Raw genomic sequence first — 17,301 nt, forward strand, 5'->3', positions numbered from 1 at the left:
GCCCCGGACAGCCGCCTCGAAGGAGGTCCAGTTCAGTGACCAGCCAGGTCAGCAGCCCAGCGGAGCAGACCGACGGAACCGTCGTGGGAGAGCAGCGCAAACCGGGCGACGCGAAGGACGTGCGGCGCCTGGACCGGGTGATCATCCGGTTCGCGGGGGACTCGGGTGACGGCATGCAGCTCACCGGTGACCGGTTCACCTCGGAGACCGCTTCCTTCGGCAACGACCTCTCCACGCTCCCGAACTTCCCCGCGGAGATCCGTGCCCCCGCCGGCACGCTGCCCGGGGTCTCGTCCTTCCAGCTCCACTTCGCCGACCACGACATCCTCACCCCCGGGGACGCGCCGAACGTCCTGGTGGCGATGAACCCGGCCGCCCTGAAGGCCAACGTCGGCGACCTCCCGCGCGGCGCGGAGATCATCGTCGACACCGACGAGTTCACCAAGCGGGCCCTGCAGAAGGTCGGGTACGCGAGCGATCCGCTGCACGACGGCTCCCTCGACGGCTACCACCTCCACCCCGTGCCGCTGACCACCCTGACGGTGGAGGCGCTCAAGGAGTTCGACCTCTCCCGCAAGGAGGCCGAGCGCAGCAAGAACATGTTCGCCCTCGGCCTGCTGTCGTGGATGTACCACCGGCCCACCGAGGGCACCGAAAAGTTCCTGAAGTCGAAGTTCGCGAAGAAGCCCGAGATCATGGCGGCGAACATCGCCGCGTTCCGGGCGGGCTGGAACTTCGGCGAGACCACGGAGGACTTCGCGGTCTCCTACGAGGTCGCCCCGGCCGCCAAGGCGTTCCCCGTGGGCACCTACCGCAACATCTCCGGCAACCTCGCCCTGGCCTACGGCCTGATCGCGGCCTCCCGCCAGGCGGACCTGCCGCTGTTCCTGGGCTCGTACCCGATCACCCCGGCCTCCGACATCCTGCACGAGCTGTCGCGGCACAAGAACTTCGGGGTGCGCACCTTCCAGGCCGAGGACGAGATCGCGGGCATCGGCGCCGCGCTCGGCGCGGCCTTCGGCGGCTCACTGGCCGTGACCACCACTTCCGGCCCCGGTGTCGCCCTGAAGTCGGAGACGATCGGGCTTGCGGTCTCGCTGGAGCTGCCGCTGCTGGTGGTGGACATCCAGCGCGGCGGCCCCTCCACGGGTCTGCCGACCAAGACCGAGCAGGCCGATCTGCTCCAGGCGATGTACGGGCGCAACGGCGAGGCACCGGTGCCCGTCGTGGCGCCGCGCACCCCGGCGGACTGTTTCGACGCGGCCCTGGAGGCCGCCCGGATCGCGCTGACCTACCGCACACCGGTGATGCTGCTGTCGGACGGCTACCTGGCCAACGGCTCCGAGCCGTGGCGCATCCCGGAGCCGGAGGAACTGCCCGATCTGAAGGTCCGGTTCGCGCAGGGACCGAACCACACGCTGGCCGACGGCAGCGAGGTGTTCTGGCCGTACAAGCGGGACCCGCGGACCCTGGCCCGGCCGTGGGCGATCCCGGGCACCCCGGGTCTGGAACACCGCATCGGCGGCATCGAGAAGCAGGACGGCACGGGCAACATCTCCTACGACCCGGCCAACCACGACTTCATGGTCCGCACCCGCCAGGCCAAGATCGACGGCATCGACGTACCGGACGTGGAGGTCGACGACCCGCACGGCGCGCGGACACTCGTCCTGGGCTGGGGCTCTACCTACGGCCCCATCACCGCCGCCGTTCGGCGGCTGCGGGCGGCCGGCGAATCGATCGCCCAGGCCCATCTGCGCCACGTCAACCCCTTCCCGCGCAACCTCGGCACGGTCCTGAAGGGCTACGACAAGGTCGTGATCCCCGAGATGAACCTCGGGCAGCTCGCCACCCTGATCCGGGCGAAGTACCTGGTGGACGCCCACTCCTACAACCAGGTCAACGGCATGCCGTTCAAGGCGGAACAGCTCGCCACGGCGCTGAAGGAGGCCATCGATGACTGACGCCGGCAACGGGCTGCTCCAGCTGGTCCCCAAGGCCGAGGCCAAGCAGTCGATGAAGGACTTCAAGTCGGACCAGGAGGTCCGCTGGTGTCCCGGCTGCGGTGACTACGCGATCCTCGCGGCCGTGCAGGGCTTCATGCCCGAACTGGGCCTGGCGCGGGAGAACGTCGTCTTCGTCTCCGGCATCGGCTGCTCCTCCCGCTTCCCGTACTACATGAACACCTACGGGATGCACTCCATCCACGGCCGCGCCCCCGCCATCGCCACCGGCCTGGCCACCTCCCGCCGCGACCTGAGCGTCTGGGTCGTCACCGGCGACGGCGATGCCCTGTCCATCGGCGGCAACCACCTCATCCACGCCCTGCGCCGCAACGTCAACCTGAAGATCCTTCTGTTCAACAACCGGATCTACGGCCTGACCAAGGGCCAGTACTCGCCCACCTCCGAGGTCGGCAAGATCACCAAGTCCACGCCGATGGGCTCCCTGGACGCGCCCTTCAACCCGGTGTCGCTGGCGATCGGCGCCGAGGCGTCCTTCGTGGCCCGCACCATCGACTCCGACCGCAAGCACCTGACCGAGGTACTGCGCGCCGCCGCCGCCCACCCGGGCACCGCGCTGATCGAGATCTACCAGAACTGCAACATCTTCAACGACGGCGCCTTCGACGCGCTGAAGGACAAGCAGCAGGCGGCGGAAGCGCTGATCCGGCTGGAGCACGGGCAGCCGATCCGGTTCGGCACCGACGGCGCGAGAGGCGTCGTACGCGACCGGGCCACCGGCGACCTGAAGGTGGTCACGGTGACCGCGGAGAACGAGGCGGACATCCTGGTCCACGACGCCCACGCCGCGTCCCCGACCACCGCCTTCGCCCTGTCCCGCCTCGCCGACCCCGACACCCTGCACCACACCCCCGTCGGTGTGTTCCGCTCGGTCGAACGGCCGGTCTACGACACCCTGATGGCCGACCAGCTCGACACCGCCGTGGAACAGCGCGGCAAGGGCGACCTCGCCGCGCTGCTGGCGGGCGGGGACACCTGGACGGTCGTCGGCTGACCCTGCCGCCGCTTCACGAGGCCCGGGACCGGTCGTCCCGGGCCTCGTCGTATGCCCGGCGGGCCTCCTCGACCCGGTCCATGCGGTCGCGCGTCCACCGGGCGAGGGCCCGCACCTGCTGTGCCGCCTCGCGGCCGAGACCGGTGAGCGAGTAGTCCACGCGGGGCGGTATGACCGGCTTGGCGTCCCGGTGCACCAGGCCGTCGCGCTCCAGGGTCTGCAGGGTCTGGGTGAGCATCTTCTCGCTGACGGCCCGGCCGGCCGAGGCGCCGACCGCCCGGCGCAGCTCGCTGAACCGGTAGGGCCGGTCCAGCAGCTCGATCAGGACCAGGACGCCCCAGCGGCTGGTGACGTGCTCCAGGACGAGGCGGTACGGGCACAGCGCCTCCGCGTCCCCTCCGCTCTTGCTTACCGACATGCCAGTACCTTACTTCAAAGTGGGTACTTTCTATTCGACAGCGCAGATCTTACGGTGAGTGTCATCAAGGCATCCCACCAAGGAGTCGCGGAACCATGAGCATCGTCGTCACCGGAGCCACCGGCCACCTCGGCCGTCATGTCGTGGAGCAGTTGCTGGAGAAGGTCCCGGCGGAGCGGATCACCGCCGTCGTCCGGGACCCGGCCAAGGGCGCCGGCCTCGCCGCGCGGGGTGTGCGCCTGGCCGTCGCCGACTACAACGCGCCCGAGACGCTCGACGGCCTGTTCGCGGCCGGCGACAAGGTCCTGCTGATCTCGGGCAGCGAGGTCGACAAGGACCGGGTGCGCCAGCACACGGCCGTCATCGACGCGGCGAAGGCGGCCGGCGTGGCGCTGCTCGCCTACACCAGCGCCCCGGGCACCCTGACGGCCGCGCTGGCGGACGACCACCGGGCCACCGAGCAGGTGCTGCTCGCCTCCGGCCTGCCCTACACCCTGCTGCGCAACGGCTGGTACCACGAGAACTACACCGAGCATCTGGCGCCGGTGCTGGAGCACGGCGCCGTCGTGCAGGCCGCCGGCGACGGCCGGGTCTCCTCCGCCGCCCGCGCCGACTACGCCGCCGCCGCGGTCGCGGTGCTGACCGGCGAGGGCCACGAGAACGCGACGTACGAGCTGGGCGGCGACGAGGCGTGGAGCTTCGCCGAGTACGCGGCCGAGCTGAGCCGGCAGACCGGCCGGGAGATCGCCTACCGGCCGGTCTCGGTGGAGGACCTCACCGGCATCCTGGCCGGTGCCGGGCTGCCCGCTCCGGTGGCCGGGATCCTCGCGGCCGTGGACGCCTCGATCGCGGCGGGCGAGCTGACCGTGTCCTCCGGCGACCTGTCCCGGCTGATCGGCCGTCCCACCACCCCGCTGGCACAGGCCGTCACGGCCGCGCTGAAGGGCTGACCCGGGCCGGCCGAGGCCCGGACACCGCACCGGCCCCACCCGCCCCTGTCATGACCGTATGACGAAACGAACATGACATCGCAGGGCGCCCGGCGCTACCTTCGTGCTCGCGCGACCGCACCGTTCGCGCCAGCACGAAGGAGGGGCCGGTGGCCGGGAAGTCGGAGGGTGAGCACCGTACAGGCCTGCTGAACGGTTTCGCCGCCTACGGGATGTGGGGTCTGGTGCCCCTGTTCTGGCCGCTGCTGAAACCGGCCGGGGCCGCGGAGATCCTCGCCCACCGGATGGTGTGGTCCCTGGTGGTGGTCGCCGTCGCGCTGCTCTTCGTGCGCCGCTGGGCCTGGGCCGGGCAGCTGCTGCGCCGGCCCCGGCGGCTCGGCCTGGTCGCCGTGGCGGCGGCCGTGATCACCGTCAACTGGGGCGTGTACATCTGGGCGGTCAACGCGGGCCATGTCGTGGAGGCCTCGCTCGGCTACTTCATCAACCCGCTGGTCACCATCGCGATGGGCGTGCTCCTCCTCAAGGAGCGGCTGCGGCCCGTGCAATGGGCGGCGGTCGCGGTCGGCCTCGCCGCCGTCGTCGTGCTGACCGTCGGCTACGGCCGCCCGCCGTGGATCTCGCTCTGCCTCGCCTTCTCCTTCGCCACCTACGGGCTGGTGAAGAAGAAGGTCGACCTCGGCGGGGTGGAGTCGCTGGCCGCCGAGACCGCGATCCAGTTCCTGCCGGCGCTCGGCTATCTGGTCTGGCTGGCCGCGCGGGGAGACGCCACGTTCGCGGCCGAGGGCGCCGGACACGCCGCCCTGCTCGCCTCCACCGGCCTCGTCACCGCCGTGCCGCTGGTCTGCTTCGGCGCGGCGGCGATCCGCGTGCCGCTGTCCACGCTGGGCCTGTTGCAGTACCTGGCCCCGGTCTTCCAGTTCCTGCTCGGCATCCTCTACTTCCACGAGGCGATGCCGGCCGAGCGGTGGGCCGGGTTCGCGCTGGTCTGGCTGGCGCTGGTGCTGCTCACGGGCGACGCGCTGCGCTTCTCCCGGCGCCCGCGCCGGCTCCCCGTACCGGCGCCCCGCCCCGCCGAGGCCCCCGCGTCGGCCCCGGTAGACGCCTGATCCGGACGGAACGGGCCCTTCCGTCAAGGCGGGCGGCTATAAGTGGGAGTCATGACCACACAGGCGCCCGCCCCGCTGCACTGGAAGATCGTCGTCGACGCGGCCGACCCGCACGGCCAGGCCGACTTCTGGGCCGCCGCGCTGCACTACACCGCCGAGGACAACAGCGCCCTCGTCGAACGGCTGCTGTCCGCAGGCGCGCTGCCCGGGGAGGCCACCGTCGAGTACCACGGGCGGGCCGCCTTCCGTGACCTGATCGCCGTACGGCACCCCGACGACCCGTACGACCCCGAGTCCGGCACCGGGCTCGGCCGGCGGCTGCTGTTCCAGCGGGTGCCGGAGCCGAAGACCGGCAAGAACCGCCTCCACCTCGACCTGCACGCCGGCCCCGGGCGGCGCGCGCAGGAGGTGGCACGCCTGGAGGCGCTGGGGGCACGGGTCGTACGGGAGGTACGGGAGCCCGGGGGCGAGTGGGTCCTGATGCGGGACCCGGAGGGCAACGAGTTCTGCGTGCAGTAGCCCCGCGGGCCTCCTTCGCGGGTGAGCCCGCGTCCCGGCCGCTACGCCCGCGCCGCCTTGGCCGCGCGGTCGGTCAGCCGGACCATGCGGGCGCGGGCGGCCTCCAGCGGGCGCGGATCGTCGGCGGCGGGACCCGGCTCGGCGCCGAGGTCCGCCCACAGGCCGATCAGGTCCCGGCCCAGCCGCAGGCCCTCCTCCGGGTCGCGCACGGCTCGCCAGGCGGTCGCCGCGCTCCGCACGTTGCCGTAGGCGGCCTCCCCGTCCCCGGCCTCGCGGCGCAGCCGGGCGAGGTCCAGGGACAGCCGGCAGGCGCGCACGGGATCGTCCGCCAGATAGGCGATGTAGGCCGACAGTTCGCGCACGTGCAGCACCTCGGCGTGGTGCGGGCCGAACACGGCCGACGCCTCGGCGAGCGTCCGCTCGGCCAGCTCCGCCGCCGCGTCGATGCGGCCCGCCCGCACGGCCTCGTTGATCCGGCCCAGCGGCTCGGCGAGCAGCTCGGCGCCCTCGGCGGTCTCGGTCAGCGGCCCGTCGCCGAGCACCTCCTCGGCCACCGCGTCGAAGCCGCGGGCCGGGGTGCGGGCGGGGGCCGGTTCGTCGACGGGCGAGCCGAAGACCGAGGCCGGGTCCGCGCCCGCGTACGAAGCCGTACGCGCGCCCGGGCCGGTAGCCGTGCCCGAGGCCGATCCCGTACCCGCGGGCGTGCCCGGGGCCGGCCCCGCACCGGAGCCGGGCCGCGCGGCCGGCGGCGGCGCGGCGGGTGCCGGACGTGTGTCCATCACCGGCGGGGGCCCGAACCCGCCGGCCGGCGTCCGCCCGGCGGTGTCCGGCGCCGTCGTCTCCGCGGTCTCCGCGCCCGGCGTCCCGGTCTCGGTCAGCCGGACCGGTTCGCCGGTCATCCGGCTGGAGCCGTCCGCCGAGACCTCCAGCGGGACCACGCAGCCCGCGAGGTCGTCCTGGATGGTGGCTCGTATGGGGGCGCCCACGCTGATGGCCAGGCTCTGCAGGCGGTTCAGCACGGCCTGCTGGATCTCCTCGCCCGGCGCCGCGACGACCGGCACCCCGTCCACCGAGGCGCTCTCCGGGCCGTACACCCGGACGGGCACCGCCGCCGGGTACTCCGCGGTCCGCGCCACCCGCTTCTTCTTGAAGCTGAGTCCAGCCATCGGTGTCCCTCCAGTCCCCCGGCGTCGCGATCCGGTCGTACGCGTCTGTCCACCAGTGTGTCGGCCAACCCCCGCCCGCCACGTCACCGCAGGGTCACAGCATCGCACCAGCCGCCTGCCCGCCGTAAACCCTGGCGCCATTTAGATGCGTATGCATAAGATGCACATGCCTTGTTCGTTGGTACGACCTGACGCATCTGGGGGACCCAGTGGACCGCCGTTTTCTCTTCGTCCTGGGCAGCGCCCGCACCGGGGGCAACACCGAGCTGCTGGCCCGCCGGGCCGCCGAGCAGCTCCCCGAAGGAGTCGGACAGCGCTGGATCGACCTCACCGAGCAGCCGCTGCCCGACTTCGAGGACCTGCGGCACGACAGCGACCACGTACGGCCGCCGTCGGACACTCCGGCCGGTCTGCTGCTGGACGCCACGCTCGCGGCCACGGACATCGTGATCGCCTCGCCGGTGTACTGGTACTCGCTCTCCGCCCAGACCAAGCGCTACCTGGACTACTGGTCCGGCTGGCTGCGCACCCCGGGCCTGGACTTCAAGGCGGCGATGGCCGGCCGCACCCTCTGGGGCGTCGCCGCGCTCGCGGACGAGGAGCTGTCCGTGGCCGACCCGTACGCCGGCACCCTGCGCAACTCGGCCGCCTACATGGGGATGCGGTTCGGCGGGGTGCTGCTGGGCAGCGGCAGCAAGCCCGGGGACGTGCTGAGCGACACCGCGGCGCTGGCGCGCGCCAAGACGTTCTTCGCGCAGGACGCGCCCCTCGCGCGCTTCCCGGACGACACCGCCGGCGCCGCCTGAGCACCGGGCGCCGGCCTCTAGGCGGTGATGTCCTTCGCCGTGAACCGTGCCCAGGCCGCCGAGCCGAACACGACCGCGTACAGCGCCTGGAGACCGAGGTCGCGCACCAGGTCGTCCCAGTAGACCGGGTCGCGCATCAGGTCGGCGAACGACAGCCAGTAGTGCGAGAAGAGGTACGGCTGCACCGCGTGCAGCTGGGGTATCTGGTCGACGATCTGCACGGTGATGAGCAGCCCGACCGTGGTCGCCATCGCCGCGATGCCGCTGTTGGTGAGGGTCGACACGAACAGGCCGACGGCCGCGACACCCACCAGGGAGGCCGCGACGACCAGGGCGATCAGCAGCGCGCGGGCCAGCCCCTCGCCCAGGCCGATCCGGGTGCCGGAGATGGTCGTCAGCTCGCCGAGCGGGAACAGCAGCGCGCCGACGGCCAGCGCCGAGACGGCGACCACCAGGGTGGCCAGCAGGCAGAAGGCCAGCACGGTCGCGTACTTGGTCAGCAGCAGCCGGGTGCGGCCGGCCGGGGCCACCAGCAGATAGCGCAGCGTGCCCGCGCCCGCCTCCCCGGCGATCGCGTCGCCGGCGACGACGCCGACCGCCATCGGCAGGAAGAACGGCAGGGTCGCGGCCAGCGCGGTGAACACCAGGAACAGCCCGTTGTTGGTGATCTGCGCGATGAAGGCCGGGCCCTCGCCGCCGCCGCTCACCCGCCCGCCGCCCCGGGTCTCGATCCGCACCGCGACCCCGACCAGCACCGGCACGGCGGCCAGCACACCGAGCAGGGCGAGCGTGCGCCACCGCCGGACGGTGGTGAGCAGTTCGCCGCGCAGCAGTCCGAGGGACCACAGCGGGTTCGGCCGGCGCACGGCGGCGGTCTCGGACGGCTCAGCCCGCGACATCGAAACCCTCCCCGGTCAGCGCCACGAACGCGTCCTCCAGCGAGGCCCGTTCGACGGTCAGGCCCCGGACCCGGACGCCGGCCCCGACCAGGCCCGCGGTCACCTCCGCGAGGTCCCGGCCGGGCGGTTCGCCGGTGACCCGGTCGCCGTCGGCGGCCACGTCCCCGACGCCCAGCTCCTTCAGCACCCGGGCCGCCTCGGCGGGGTCCGGGGTGGTCACCACCAGCCGGCCGCGGGCTCCGGACGCCAGGTCGGCCACCGGGCCCTGGGTGACGAGCCGGCCCTGCGCCATGACCGCGGCGTGGGTGCACACCTGCTCGATCTCGTCCAGCAGGTGGGAGGAGAGGAAGACGGTCGTGCCGTCGGCGGCCAGTTCCCTGATCAGGGTGCGGATCTCGCGCATGCCCTGGGGGTCGAGACCGTTGGTGGGCTCGTCCAGGACGAGCAGTCGGCGCGGCTGGAGCAGCGCGGCGGCCAGGCCCAGGCGCTGCTTCATGCCGAGCGAGTACGCCTTCGCCTTCTTGCCCGCGGCCGCCGTGAGGCCGACCCGGTCCAGCGCGGCGGCCACGCGCGCGTGCCGGGTGCGCGGGTCGGCGGTGGGGTCGGCGGAGTCGTAGCGCAGCAGGTTGTCCCGGCCGGAGAGGAAGCCGTACAGGGCGGGGCCCTCGATGAGCGCGCCGACCTGCGGGAGGACCGTGCGGGCCGCCCGGGGCATGGGGCGGCCCAGCACCCGGGCCGTGCCCGCGGTCGGCTCGATGAGGCCCATCAGCATGCGGATGGTGGTGGTCTTCCCGGAGCCGTTCGGGCCGAGGAAGCCGAAGACGCTGCCCGCCGGGACGGCCAGGTCGAGACCGTCCACGGCGAGCTGTCCGCCGCGGTAGCGCTTGGTGAGCCCGCGCGTGTCGATGACGCTCGCCGGGCCGCCCTCCGGCGCACGCGCGGGCGGGCGGTCCGGAGCGGGCGGGTGTTCCGGAGCGGGCGGGTGTTCCGGAGCGCGCTCCGCGGTGGACGGCTCGTCCATCGGCTTCCCTCGTCTCGTCGGTCCCGGTGGGGTCACTTCCCCGCGTCGGCCGCCTTCACCAGGGTCTCCTTCGTCACCAGTCCGGCGTACACCTTGCCGTCGTCGGTGATCAGGGCGTTGACCAGGCGGGTGGAGAAGACCGTGCCCTTGCCGAACTCGCCCGAGACCGGGTCGCCGAGCGAGCCGAGGAAGCCGCCGACGGCACCCTCCCGGGAGCCGGTCGGCAGGCCGCCCTCGGCGCCGGTGTCGAAGCTCGCCACGGACGTCCAGCCCTTGCCGAGGACGTTCAGCCCATCCATGCCGCCGGCGAGGTCCGCACCGTGCTTCGGGGCCGGTGCCTTGGCCGCCGTGTCCTTCTCCTCGGTGACCCGCGCACCCTTCGGCGGGGTGAAGTCGAAGACGGAGGCGGCCGGCCGGTCGAAGGAGACCTGGGTGAAGCCGGCGTCGACCACGGCGGCACCGCCGCTCCTCGGGGTGAGCGTGAACTTCAGCGGCGTCCACGTCTTCGCGTCCACGGCGATGCTGATCGCGCCGACCGTGGTGCCGGACTGCCGGGGCCGGATCAGCAGCTTGTAGGCGTCGCGGCCGGCGACCTGCGCGGTGCCGTCGACGGTGACGGACGTGGTGTCGTCCACCGACTTCAGGGCCTCGGCGGCGAAGTCCCCGGGAGTGGCCGGCGGCTCGGCCCGGCGCTCCTTGCCGGACCCGGCCGCGGTGGAGTGGTAGACCTCGTTGCTCTTGCTGTCGTAGCCCCAGACGTCCTTGCCGTCGTGGATCAGGCTGTACTCGGCGCCGCGCTCCAGCAGCGACACCTTCTGCCGGTCCGGGCCGTCGGCGGCGATCCGCAGGGTGTGCATGCCGGACGCCAGCTCGGTGAACCGGGACCCGGGGTCGGCGGAGGAGCCGTCCCCGGAACCGTCCCGGTCCCTGCCGGAGAGCAGGCCGTCCTCCAGGCCGCCGAGGTCGGGCAGGCCCAGGTCGGTGGTGATCTTCACGGTGCCGGACAGGTGCTGCGCGTCCGACGTGGCCATCTTCTCGACGAGCTGCTGAGCGGTGATCTTCGGCAGGTCGGGGTCGCCGGAGTCGGCGAGCGCCGGGACGAGCCCGATCGTGGCCGCCGCCACCCCCACCACCGCGACCGGGACGGCGTACCGGGCGGCCTTGCGCCGGCCGGAGCCCGCCTCCTCGTCCCGCGCGCCCACTGCGTCGTCGGATTCGTACGGTGCCATGTGTGCCTTACCTCCGTCGTCGGCGGCGGCCGTTCCCACGCTGGTCAACCCTGAGCCGCCATTCTCACCCGAATCGGTGAGGAGTGGTGATATCCGTGGCTTCCATATGACCAAATCGGCGCTGCGGAAGCGTCAGCCCTCGGAGGCAACTGCGTGTACGCCTGCGGTATGACACCCGGCGGCAGGATCCTCCCCGACCCGTAAGGGTCGTAGGGGGCCGCGGCCATATGGGGGACGCCGGACCCACGGGTCGTACGGCGGTACGCCCGGAGTCGTGCGGCGGTACGGCGTCACGCCCGGAGTCGTACGGCGGTACGGCGGTCGGACGGGCGACGGTGGTGCGGCGGTCGGTCCGGGAGCACCCGGGGGACCGGCCGGTGGGCCGGGCCGGTCAGCCGGCGCGGTGGACCACCGCGTCGCACAGCTCGACCAGGGCGGCCTTGGCGTCGCACTCCGGCAGCGGGGCGAGCGCGGCGCGCGCCTCCTCCGCGTACCGGACCGTGTCCCGGCGGGCCTGCTCCAGCGCGGGGTGGGCGCGCAGCGCGGCCAGCGCCCGGGTGTGCCGGGCGTCGTCGCTGAGGTCGGAGTCCAGCAGCTCGCACAGCGCGATGTCCTCGGCCAGCCCCAGCCGGGCGGCCCGCTCGCGCAGCCGGAGCACCGGCAGGGTCGGGATGCCCTCGCGCAGGTCGGTGCCGGGGGTCTTGCCGGACTCGTGGGAGTCGGAGGCGATGTCCAGGACGTCGTCCGCCAGCTGGAAGGCGACGCCGAGCCGCTCGCCGTACTGGGTGAGCACGTCCACGACCCGCTCGCCGGCGCCGGACATCATCGCGCCGAACCGGCAGGACACCGCCACCAGGGAGCCGGTCTTGCCGGCCAGCACGTCCAGGTAGTGCTCGACCGGGTCGCGGCCGTCCGTCGGGCCCGCGGTCTCCAGGATCTGCCCGGTGACCAGCCGTTCGAACGCCAGGGCCTGCACCCGGACCGCCTCCGGGCCGAGGTCGGCGAGGATCTGGGAGGCGCGGGCGAAGAGGAAGTCGCCGGTGAGGACCGCGACGGAGTTGCCCCAGCGGGTGTTGGCGCTGTCCACCCCGCGGCGCACGGCCGCCTCGTCCATGACGTCGTCGTGGTACAGCGTGGCCAGGTGGGTCAGCTCCACGACCACGGCCGAGGGCACGACGCCCGGCGCGTACGGGTCGCCGAACTGGGCGGCGAGCATCACGAGCAGTGGCCGGAATCGTTTGCCGCCGGCCCGTACCAGGTGCTGCGCGGCCTCGGTGATGAACGGGACCTCGCTCTTGGTGGCATCGAGCAAGCCTTCCTCGACAGCCGCCAATCCGGCCTGGACATCGGCTTCCAGAGCCTGGTCCCGCACGCTCAGCCCGAACGGCCCGACGACGGTCACGAGGGGTCTCCTGTCTGCTGGTGTCTGCTGGCGATTACACGGTTTGTCGATAGGTCGCTGCCATCACTCAAGTCAGCGTATCCGGTCCTGTTTCGATCACCGATAGCGCCCACCGGTCCAGCTCGGGTGGTATCGAACCATGACCGGCATGGTTTTGATCACACGGCAATAAGGGACATATATCGACTTAACGGTAATCCAGATGCCGTGTCGCGACCTCTCCGCACCTTCCTCACCCCCACTCTCCCTTCACCATCCCTTACGACAACGACGGGCGGCACATCCCGGGTTCCGTCACGACTCGGACTTCGGGCCCGAATCCTACTAATCCGCCATGTCTGATTTTAAGCCTTTTGCCTTTTCGTGAATTGGGTCACGCGCCCGGCCGGCCCGCACGCTCCGCCGCACTCCTCTCCCACCCTTGCCCCGTCGGCGAGTTGAGAACCGGCGACCGCAAAGGATCAAGCACCTCATACGGCGTCGATCAAGGTCAAAAGACGCATTGCATGAATCCGGTACTTGTTCCCGACATCTGCTCTCGCATACGTTCCGGGCCGTCGGGCGGACGCCTAATCCTGCCGCCGCCCGCGAAACCCATTCACGAACTCATTCGTACGGCAGGAGCGGGGGACCCAGGTAAGCCGCCGCGCCGGACGGCATCGCGCCGCGCCGGCACGGCTAGGGGTGAAGCCGTGCCTCCTCCCGGGCACGGCCGGGCGCCTCCCCGCCCGAACCCGACAGCTCACCTCGCAGGCGCCGGAGAGGAACTTTCGATGTCTGCCGCCGCTCAGCACCGCCGTACCCGGAACGCCCGCCTCGTCCGCGCCCTCGCCGCCGCCTGCACCGGCGCCGCCGTCCTCGCCCTGCCGCTCGTCGGCGCGAGCGGCGCCTTCGCCGCCACCACCGCGGCCCCGGCGGTGTCCACCACTCCGGCCGGGTACCCGAACACGCTCGACGGCTGGATCCGCGAGTCGCTCGCGATCATGGCCGAGAAGAACATCCCGGGCACCTACAACGGCATCTACCGCAATGTCATGCGCGAGTCCTCCGGCAACCCGGCGGCCATCAACCTCTGGGACTCCAACGCGGCCAAGGGCATCCCGTCCAAGGGCCTGCTCCAGGTCATCGACCCGACCTTCAACACGTACCACGTCGCCGGGACGTCCTTCGACATCTACGACCCGGTCGCGAACATCACCGCCGCCTGCAACTACGCGGCGAACCGCTACGGCTCCATCGACAACGTCTTCGGCGCCTACTGACCGGCCCGGCCGCCCCGCCCTCCCGCGGTCAGGCGGCCGGGAACAGTCTTTCGAGGACGACGGCGACGCCGTCGTCCTCGTTCGACACGGTGACCTCGTCGGCCACCGCCTTCAGCTCGGGATGCGCGTCGGCCATGGCGACGCCGCGCGCCGCCCAGCGGAACATCGGGATGTCGTTGGGCATGTCGCCGAAGGCCAGAGCCCGTTCCGCGCCGATCCCCAGCCGCTCGGCGGCCAGCGCCAGACCGGTCGCCTTCGTCACGCCGCTCGGCTGGAGCTCCACCGTGCCCGGCCCCGACATGGTGACGCTCGCCAGCGAGCCCACCACCGAGCGCGCCACGGCCGCCAACTCGTCGTCGGACAGCTCGGCGTGCCGCAGCAGCACCTTGCTGATGGGTTCGGCCCACAGGTCGGCGCGCCGGCCGACCCGGACCGCGGGCAGCGTCGGGTGCGGCATCCGGTAGCCCGGCTCGATGAGCGTGAGCCCGTCCACGCCGTCCTGGTCGACCGCCGCGTACACCTGGCCCACCTCCGCCTCGATCTTGCCGAGCGCGGTCTCCGCCAGCTCCCGGTCCAGCCGGACCGACCACAGCAGCCGGCCGGACCGTGCGTCGTACACCTGCGCACCCTGCCCGCACACCGCCAGTCCGGTGCGGCCGAGGCGCGCGAGCAGGGGCCGTACCCGGGGCGCCGGACGGCCGGTGACCACCAGGTGCCGGGCCCCGGCCCGCGCCACCCGGGCGAGCGCGGCGAGCGACCGGTCGGAGACGGTGTCGTCGCCGCGCAGCAGCGTCCCGTCCAGGTCAGTGGCGATGAGGGCATATGCCGGGGAGGATGCCATGCCCAGAGAATACGGACACCCAGGCCCGCCGACTCACCCCTCGTTCCCCGCGATCGCCCACCGCACGGCCCCAAGTCGCCGTCGCGGGCGACCCGGTGGCACTCGCCCGGTGCCGCCCGGTGCCGGCGAACGGCCGCACGGCGGTCATGCTCCCCCGGTCGGCCGTGGCGGTGGGAGCGGCCCCTCCCACCTCTGCGTACGCTCCCCGAGGCACTGCCCAGGACACGCGTGTCGGCCGTAACGTGTGGCCCGACCACATGGAACGCTTCGCCATGCATGGCACGGATGAGAGTGAGGCAGCACCCATGCCCCCCTTCGACGTCCCCGAGGGCGACCCCTTCGGCCCGCACAACCTCCCCTACGGCGTGTTCTCGCCCATCGGCAGCACGGAGCGGAGGATCGGCGTCCGGCTCGGGAACCACGTCCTCGACGCGGGCGCCGCGGCGGCGGCGGCCGGCTCGCCCCACCAGGCGCTGCTCGCCGCCCCCACCCTCAACCCGCTGCTGGCCGCCGGCCGCGCCACCTGGTCCCAGGTACGGCGTGCCGTCACGTCCTGGGTCACCGACCCGGCCCACCGCCCGACGGTCGAGCCCCTCTTCCACCCCTTGCCCGAGGTGACCCTGCACCTGCCCTTCGAGGTGGCGGACTACGTCGACTTCTACGCCTCGGAGCACCACGCCCGCAACGTCGGCCGGATCTTCCGCCCGGACGCCGAGGACAGCCTCACCCCCAACTGGAAGCACCTGCCGATCGGTTACCACGGCCGTGCCGGCACGGTCGTCGTCTCGGGCACGGACGTCGTACGGCCCTCCGGGCAGCGCAAGGCTCCCGCCGACCCCGCGCCCGTCTTCGGCCCGTCGATCCGGCTGGACATCGAGGCCGAGGTCGGCTTCGTCGTGGGCGTGCCCACGCGGCAGGGCCGTCCGGTCGCGCTCGGCGACTTCCGCGAGCACGTCTTCGGCCTGTGCCTGCTCAACGACTGGTCCGCGCGGGACGTCCAGGCCTGGGAGTACGTCCCCCTCGGCCCGTTCCTCGGCAAGTCCTTCGCGACCTCGGTGTCGGCGTGGATCACTCCGCTGGAGGCACTGGAGCACGCGCACGTGGCGCCTCCGGAGCGCACGCACCCGCTGCTGCCCTACCTGGACGACACCGCGCCCGGGGCGGAACCCGGCGGCTACGACCTGCGGATCTCCGTCGCGATCAACGGCCATGTGGTCTCCGAGCCGCCGTTCTCCACCATGTACTGGACCGCCGCCCAGCAGCTCGCCCACATGACGGTGAACGGCGCCTCGCTGCGCACCGGCGATCTGTACGGCTCCGGCACGGTGAGCGGCCCGGCCGGAAACCAGCGCGGCTCGCTGCTGGAGCTGACCTGGAACGGCCGCGACCCGCTGGAACTCCCGGACGGCAAGCGGACGTTCCTGATGGACGGCGACGTGGTGACCCTGTCGGCCTGGGCCCCCGGCCCGGACGGCCGCCGGGTGGGCCTGGGCGAGGTCACGGGCCGGATCGTGGCGGACTGAGCCACGGCGCGGCGGGCGGCGCGCGGACGGTGCGGACCGAGTCCGGCCGGATCGCCGCCGGCACCTGACTCGCACCGCCCTTCTTCGCCATACTGACGGGGACACGCGCACGCACCCGTGCGGCCGTGCGTCGCGTGCCCCGCACCACCCCACACCCGCACCCCTTTTCCGACCAGGAACCGGAGCCCCGGCATGACCGTCTGCCTGCTCCTGCTGAGCGTCGTCGCCCTGACCGCCGCCGTGCCGGCGCCGCGCGCGCTGACCCGGGCGGCCTGGCCCGAGCGGGAACCCGTGGTGGCGCTGTGGGCGTGGCAGTGCCTGGTCGCCACCGTCCTGCTGTGCTGCCTGACCGCGCTGGTCCTGGGCGCGGCCACCGTCTTCCACACCGTCCGCGACCGGGTGTTCGCCCCCGCGCCGCCCGCCGTCACCGCCGCCTACGACCTGTCCACCGCCCCGGTGTGGGCCGCCGCGCTCACCCTGCTGCTGGCCTGCGGGGCCGCCTGGACGACCGCGATGCTGGCCCGCGAACTGTTCGAGGCCCGCCGCAGCCGGGGCCAGGCCCGCGCGCAGCTGCGCGAACGCGCCCCCGAGCTGCCGCCGGGACTGCGGGCACCGCGCGGGCCGATGCTGGTGCTGGAGGACGAGTACCCGGACGCCTGGTGGATGCCGGGACACCCGCCGCAGCTGGTCGTCACCACGGGAGCGCTGCACCGCCTCACCGACCTCCAGCTCGACGCCGTCCTCACCCATGAGCGCGGTCACGCCCGCGCCCACCACGACTGGCTGCTGCACCTGTCCACCGCGCTCGCCACTGGCTTCCCGCGCGTGCCGCTGTTCGCCCACTTCTGCGACCAGACGCACCGCCTGGTCGAACTGGCCGCCGACGACGCGGCCTCCCGGCGCTGCGGGCACCTCACCACGGCCCTCGCCCTGATCGAGCTGAACCAGCACCGGGGCGTGCTCTCCTGCGACTCCAGCCGCCACCTGCTGGGCGAGCGTGTCGACCGGCTGCTGGAGCCGCCGCCCCGGCTGCTGCGCCGGCACCGGGCGCTGACCACGACGGTGGCCGCGCTGGTGCCGCTGCTGCCGCTGCTGATCACCTTCGCTCCCGGACTGTCGGCGCTGTCCTGACCGCGCCGTC

16 protein-coding genes and 1 riboswitch are annotated in these 17,301 nt (G+C 72.9%); of the genes, 9 read left to right on the forward strand and 7 right to left on the reverse strand.

The window, feature by feature from the left end; translation table 11 throughout:
- The first annotated feature begins 35 nt into the window (after positions 1–35).
- Positions 36–1,964, forward strand: coding sequence for a 2-oxoacid:acceptor oxidoreductase subunit alpha (locus tag SCK26_RS15770; protein ID WP_318201940.1), 1,929 nt, complete (start codon positions 36–38; stop codon positions 1,962–1,964).
- Positions 1,957–3,018, forward strand: a complete 1,062-nt coding sequence (locus SCK26_RS15775; RefSeq protein WP_318201941.1) for a 2-oxoacid:ferredoxin oxidoreductase subunit beta — start codon at positions 1,957–1,959, stop codon at positions 3,016–3,018. Before SCK26_RS15770 ends, SCK26_RS15775 begins: the two co-directional genes overlap by 8 nt.
- Positions 3,019–3,031: 13 nt before the next feature.
- Here SCK26_RS15775 and SCK26_RS15780 read toward each other — a convergent pair whose 3' ends face one another.
- Entirely contained in the window at positions 3,032–3,436 is a 405-nt protein-coding gene (locus tag SCK26_RS15780) for a helix-turn-helix domain-containing protein (RefSeq protein WP_318201942.1), read from the reverse strand.
- 95 nt (positions 3,437–3,531) lie between these two features.
- Between SCK26_RS15780 and SCK26_RS15785 the strand changes: the two genes are divergently transcribed.
- From SCK26_RS15785 to SCK26_RS15795, 3 genes are all read left to right on the forward strand, one after another.
- The gene (locus SCK26_RS15785) at positions 3,532–4,386 is read left to right on the forward strand and encodes an SDR family oxidoreductase (protein WP_318201943.1); all 855 of its coding nucleotides are present in this window, start codon (positions 3,532–3,534) and stop codon (positions 4,384–4,386) included.
- 149 nt (positions 4,387–4,535) lie between these two features.
- A complete protein-coding gene (rarD, locus tag SCK26_RS15790; protein ID WP_318201944.1) occupies positions 4,536–5,492 on the forward strand; it encodes an EamA family transporter RarD in 957 nt (318 codons plus the stop codon).
- 51 nt (positions 5,493–5,543) lie between these two features.
- A complete protein-coding gene (locus SCK26_RS15795) occupies positions 5,544–6,011 on the forward strand; it encodes a VOC family protein (RefSeq protein WP_318201945.1) in 468 nt (155 codons plus the stop codon).
- A gap of 41 nt (positions 6,012–6,052) precedes the next feature.
- On the opposite strand, the gene SCK26_RS15800 is transcribed toward SCK26_RS15795, so the two are convergent.
- Complete coding sequence (locus tag SCK26_RS15800) at positions 6,053–7,177, reverse strand: hypothetical protein (protein ID WP_318201946.1); 1,125 nt, start codon at positions 7,175–7,177, stop codon at positions 6,053–6,055.
- 209 nt (positions 7,178–7,386) lie between these two features.
- On the opposite strand from SCK26_RS15800, the gene SCK26_RS15805 reads away from it, so the two are divergent.
- A complete protein-coding gene (locus SCK26_RS15805) occupies positions 7,387–7,983 on the forward strand; it encodes an NAD(P)H-dependent oxidoreductase (RefSeq protein WP_318201947.1) in 597 nt (198 codons plus the stop codon).
- A 17-nt stretch (positions 7,984–8,000) separates the two neighbouring features.
- Here SCK26_RS15805 and SCK26_RS15810 read toward each other — a convergent pair whose 3' ends face one another.
- The 4 genes from SCK26_RS15810 to SCK26_RS15825 form a co-directional block, all read right to left on the reverse strand.
- Positions 8,001–8,882, reverse strand: coding sequence for an ABC transporter permease (locus tag SCK26_RS15810; protein WP_318201948.1), 882 nt, complete (start codon positions 8,880–8,882; stop codon positions 8,001–8,003).
- Positions 8,869–9,903 (reverse strand): ABC transporter ATP-binding protein, encoded by a 1,035-nt coding sequence (locus SCK26_RS15815; protein WP_318201949.1) that lies wholly within the window; start codon positions 9,901–9,903, stop codon positions 8,869–8,871. Before SCK26_RS15815 ends, SCK26_RS15810 begins: the two co-directional genes overlap by 14 nt.
- A gap of 32 nt (positions 9,904–9,935) precedes the next feature.
- Complete coding sequence (locus SCK26_RS15820; protein WP_318201950.1) at positions 9,936–11,132, reverse strand: DUF2092 domain-containing protein; 1,197 nt, start codon at positions 11,130–11,132, stop codon at positions 9,936–9,938.
- A gap of 391 nt (positions 11,133–11,523) precedes the next feature.
- The gene (locus tag SCK26_RS15825; protein ID WP_318201951.1) at positions 11,524–12,534 is read right to left on the reverse strand and encodes a polyprenyl synthetase family protein; all 1,011 of its coding nucleotides are present in this window, start codon (positions 12,532–12,534) and stop codon (positions 11,524–11,526) included.
- A 589-nt stretch (positions 12,535–13,123) separates the two neighbouring features.
- Positions 13,124–13,305, forward strand: a riboswitch (cyclic di-AMP (ydaO/yuaA leader).
- A 2-nt stretch (positions 13,306–13,307) separates the two neighbouring features.
- Here SCK26_RS15825 and SCK26_RS15830 point away from each other — a divergent pair.
- Entirely contained in the window at positions 13,308–13,796 is a 489-nt protein-coding gene (locus SCK26_RS15830) for a transglycosylase SLT domain-containing protein (protein WP_318201952.1), read from the forward strand.
- Between the two features lie 28 nt (positions 13,797–13,824).
- Here the strand turns inward: SCK26_RS15830 and SCK26_RS15835 are convergent, their stop codons facing one another.
- Positions 13,825–14,637, reverse strand: a complete 813-nt coding sequence (locus tag SCK26_RS15835) for an HAD family hydrolase (RefSeq protein ID WP_318201953.1) — start codon at positions 14,635–14,637, stop codon at positions 13,825–13,827.
- A gap of 305 nt (positions 14,638–14,942) precedes the next feature.
- Here SCK26_RS15835 and fahA point away from each other — a divergent pair, with 305 nt between their 5' ends.
- Both fahA and SCK26_RS15845 read left to right on the forward strand, forming a co-directional pair.
- A complete protein-coding gene (gene fahA, locus SCK26_RS15840) occupies positions 14,943–16,160 on the forward strand; it encodes a fumarylacetoacetase (RefSeq protein WP_318201954.1) in 1,218 nt (405 codons plus the stop codon).
- 192 nt (positions 16,161–16,352) lie between these two features.
- On the forward strand, positions 16,353–17,291 hold the full coding sequence (locus tag SCK26_RS15845; RefSeq protein ID WP_318201955.1) for a M56 family metallopeptidase: 939 nt from the start codon (positions 16,353–16,355) through the stop codon (positions 17,289–17,291).
- Positions 17,292–17,301 lie beyond the last annotated feature (10 nt).

This window comes from Streptomyces sp. SCL15-4 (assembly GCF_033366695.1).
Taxonomy (GTDB): Bacteria; Actinomycetota; Actinomycetes; order Streptomycetales; family Streptomycetaceae; genus Streptomyces.